The organism is Streptomyces sp. A0592 (assembly GCF_004795115.1).
Classification (GTDB): domain Bacteria; phylum Actinomycetota; class Actinomycetes; order Streptomycetales; family Streptomycetaceae; genus Streptomyces; species Streptomyces erythrochromogenes.
This window is the reverse complement of the sequence record NZ_SSBM01000089.1, coordinates 1-3590: the sequence shown is the minus strand read 5'-3', so window position 1 is coordinate 3590 and position 3590 is coordinate 1. Positions and strand designations below refer to the sequence as shown.

Annotated in this window: 3 protein-coding genes; 2 read left to right on the top strand and 1 reads right to left on the bottom strand. The window is 69.9% G+C overall.

What is annotated here, in order from left to right:
• Positions 1–556: 556 nt before the first annotated feature.
• Positions 557–1531, bottom strand: coding sequence for an MsnO8 family LLM class oxidoreductase (locus E6U81_RS39405; protein ID WP_136234789.1), 975 nt, complete (start codon positions 1529–1531; stop codon positions 557–559).
• A gap of 288 nt (positions 1532–1819) precedes the next feature.
• On the opposite strand from E6U81_RS39405, the gene E6U81_RS39400 reads away from it, so the two are divergent.
• Together E6U81_RS39400 and E6U81_RS40685 are read left to right on the top strand one after the other, a co-directional pair.
• Positions 1820–2362 carry a hypothetical protein gene (locus E6U81_RS39400; protein WP_136234788.1) on the top strand — a complete coding sequence of 181 codons (543 nt, stop codon included), beginning with the start codon at positions 1820–1822 and terminating at the stop codon, positions 2360–2362.
• Between the two features lie 537 nt (positions 2363–2899).
• Positions 2900–3590 (top strand): hypothetical protein (locus E6U81_RS40685; RefSeq protein ID WP_206310133.1); only part of this gene is annotated, 691 nt, incomplete at its 3' end.

Here is a 3590-nt window from a genome sequence, read left to right as displayed (position 1 = left end):
TCGCGGCGGTGGTCGTCGGCCGCGGCGGGCAGGGCGGCGGCACCGAGGAGGGTGCCGGCGGCCAGGAGGGCGGCGAGAGCGCGGCGGGTGGCGAGGGAAGCGGACATGGAGGATGGACCCCTTCGACGTCAACGGGCGGCCCCGACCGGTGACATGCACCCGCACACGTACGGGTGCGGACGCGTCCCGGTCTGGCCTGAAACGGTTCCCGGCGTCTGGCCGAGGAGCCACACTCTGGCCCCCGCCGACACCCGGACACCGCCCACCCACCCCCTGTTTCCCAATCCGGATATGTCCGTAACCCTCCCTTGTAGCGGGCAACCGTCAAACCCGGATTGACACCCCGCCCACGACAGTCCGCCACCACCCGGTGGGACGCCTGCACAGCCGCCCTCCCCACCACCGGACCCCGCCCCCGGCCACCCTCCGCACCGCTGCGCCGAACGGGTTCAAGGCCCTGTAACAGCCGCCCCCGCCACCCCTTCGCACACCCCTGCGGAAACGATTCCTGCGTACGAGAAGACACCCCCGCCACCGCCCCGCCCACGGGGCGCCGTCACCGCCCCCAGTACTTCCTGACCAGCTCATACGAAGCGATCCGGTCACCCAGGTCGTAGACGGGCGTGGCCAGCATCAACTCGTCCGCCCCGGTCTCACCGGCCAGGTGCGCGAGCCGCCCCGCCACCGCCTCGGGCGCCCCGACCGCCTGCTGCGCACGGAAACCGTCCAGCGCCTGCCGCTCCCGCTCCGTGAAGGGGTGGGCGGCCGCCTGCGCGGGCGTCGGGAACGGCGTCCGGCTCAGCCCCTGCAGGAGCCCGGCCTTGACGACGTTCATCGGACCCGCCCGCCACACGGCCTCCTCCTCCGTCGGCGCACACACCGTCTCCACGCACAGCAGCACCCGGGGCCGCTCGCACCACCGGGACGGGGTGAACGCCGCCCGGTAACCCTCCACGGCCGCAAGGGTGTTGTCCGGACGGATGTGGTGCGCGATCGCGACCGGCAGCCCGAGAGCAGCGGCGAGAGCGGCCCCCGCGGCACTGGAGGCCAGCAGCCACGGCTCCGGCAGCGGACCGAGCGCGACCTCCTCCACCAGGAACGACAGGATCGCGGCCACGTCCTCCCGGTACTCCGCGTCCGACGCCGGCCCGGCCCCGCGGCGCAGCGCCCGGGCGATGGCCTCGTCGAAGGTGCCCGGACCGCGGCCGATGCCCAGGTCGATACGGTCCTCGTGCAGGGCGGCCAGCGTCCCGAACTGCTCCGCCAGCGTGATCGGCGCATGGTTGGGAGCCAGCACCCCGCCCGAACCGAGACGGATCACCGAGGTCGAGGCGGCCGCGTGCGCCGTCAGCACCACCGGCGGGAACGCGCCGATCGCGGGGGAGTGGTGGTGCTCCGCGTACCAGAGGCGGCGGTAGCCCAGCCGCTCCATTCCCCGGGCGAAGGCCGCGGTGTCCCGCAGGGTGTCCACGGCGCTGGTGCCCGTCTGCACCATGGCGACTTCCAGCGCTGAAAGAGGTATGTCGAGCATCCCGTCAGCATAGGGATCATGCGCCCCGGCTACGGCCCCGATGATCGTTTTCACGCCACCGCGGACGGACCGGCCCGACAGCCCGTTTTCCGATTAACCCGTATCCGCGAAGACGTCAAGCCCCGAATTTCCGGAACGTGACCGGCATCGCGGTGAAAGGGCTTACTGGATATGCGGCCCCACCGAAAAGGAAACGAGGCCGCAGACGCGGTGGGAACAATCCCCACATCGCGGAGGCCACGCATCTTTCGGAACCCCCCAGGGTCCGATTCCGATCAGGAGAACACCATGAACCGTAAGTTCGAGACGTCTGAGTCCACCCGCACCAAGCGCCGGTTCCGCCTCGCGACCGCCGTCGCGGCCGCCGCGATCGCCGGCGGGATCCTCATCCCCTCGTCCTCCGCAATGGCCGCCCCCACCACGTCGGTGGCGAGCGTCGTCAGCCACAACAAGCACGACCACAAGAAGCACGACGGCAACCACCACGGCAAGAAGAAGAAGCACAACAAGGGCGGCAACACCCAGGGTGGTACGCAGGGTGGCGGCTCCGGGAACACCCAGGGTGGTACGCAGGGTGGCGGCTCCGGGAACACCCAGGGTGGTACGCAGGGTGGCGGCTCCGGGAACACCCAGGGTGGTACGCAGGGTGGCGGCAATGGGAACACCCAGGGTGGTACGCAGGGTGGCGGCTCCGGGAACACCCAGGGCGGTACGCAGGGCGGCGGCAATGGGAACACCCAGGGCGGTACGCAGGGTGGCGGCTCCGGGAACACCCAGGGTGGAACCCAGGGCGGCGGCTCCGGCAACACCCAGGGCGGCACCCAGGGCTGACCAGGCCAGTCGAAAAGCGCATCACCTCGCAGAGGCTCCCTCTGCGAGGCGATGCCGTCTCCTCCAGCCGTTGCCGTCCCGACCCGCGTCGGGACGGCAACGGCTGGACCCGTGCATCCAGACCCCATCCCCACCCCCACCGCGGCTCCGCACCCGCCCCGACGGGTGAGGAAACACCGGCGAAAGCACCCGGTCCACCCCACAACGCGGCGATGACAATCCCACCAGAGCCCCACCACGGGCCACGGAAACCCCCGCCACCAGGCAATATTCGGCCGCCCATCCGACTCCGAATCTGTCAAGTCCCGAATCTCCGTCGCTTTCCCCCCGCGCCCGGAAACGGCAATCTGGAGACAGATAAACCGCTCGGCCATCAGACGGAACTGAGACACCAGACAAGCCGAATCCCCGGCTCGCGGAGAATCTCAGAAATCCGGGTCGACCATTCAAAGGGAGATTTAAATGTCGAGGAAGAAGCGCGTCGCCAACATTGCCGGTCTTTCCTGTGTCACCGCGATACTCGCCGGAACGGCGGGAGTGGCATTCGCTTCTCAGGCTTCCGCACTTCCGACCGCAGCCCCTGCGGCGGTATGCAGCCTGAAGAACGGGGAGATCCGCGGCAACGGCTTCGTCCTCAAGCAGACCTACGACGTCAAGCGCAACGGGAAGACCATCGCCCGTGTCGCCGCCGGGCCGAAGGGCGACATCCGGGTCGGAATCACCGGAGGCGGTCCGGTCTCCGTGGGCACCGTCCGGTGCGCGCCGACGGGCCCCGCCTCGGTTTCCGCGAAGGCCGACGCGGCCGCCGCAACGGCACGAGGCACGGCCGCGGCCCAGCAGGCGGCGCGCGGCGGAGCTTCCAAGTCGCAGGCAGCCGCCATCGGTCGAAAGGCAGCGGCTTCGGAAGCGAAGAAGCTCGGACTGGCGCCCTCCGTGGTGAACCAGGTGACGAACAACGTGACGAACATCGTCAACAACACGATCATCGGCGGCTCGAACAACACCATCGGCGGCACCCAGGTCGGCAACGGCAACACCCAGGGCGGCACCCAGGGCGCCGGCAACGGCAACACCCAGGGTGGTACGCAGGGCGGTGGCACTGGTAACACCCAGGGTGGTACGCAGGGTGGTGGGACCGGTAACACCCAGGGTGGTACGCAGGGTGGTGGGACCGGTAACACCCAGGGTGGTACGCAGGGTGGTGGGACCGGTAACACCCAGGGTGGTA

Bases quoted from the DNA above. Each gene is read 5' to 3' on its own strand.
- E6U81_RS39405 (WP_136234789.1), bottom strand. From the start codon at position 1,531: ATGCTCGACATACCTCTTTCAGCGCTGGAAGTCGCCATGGTGCAGACG.
- E6U81_RS39400 (WP_136234788.1), top strand. From the start codon at position 1,820: ATGAACCGTAAGTTCGAGACGTCTGAGTCCACCCGCACCAAGCGCCGG.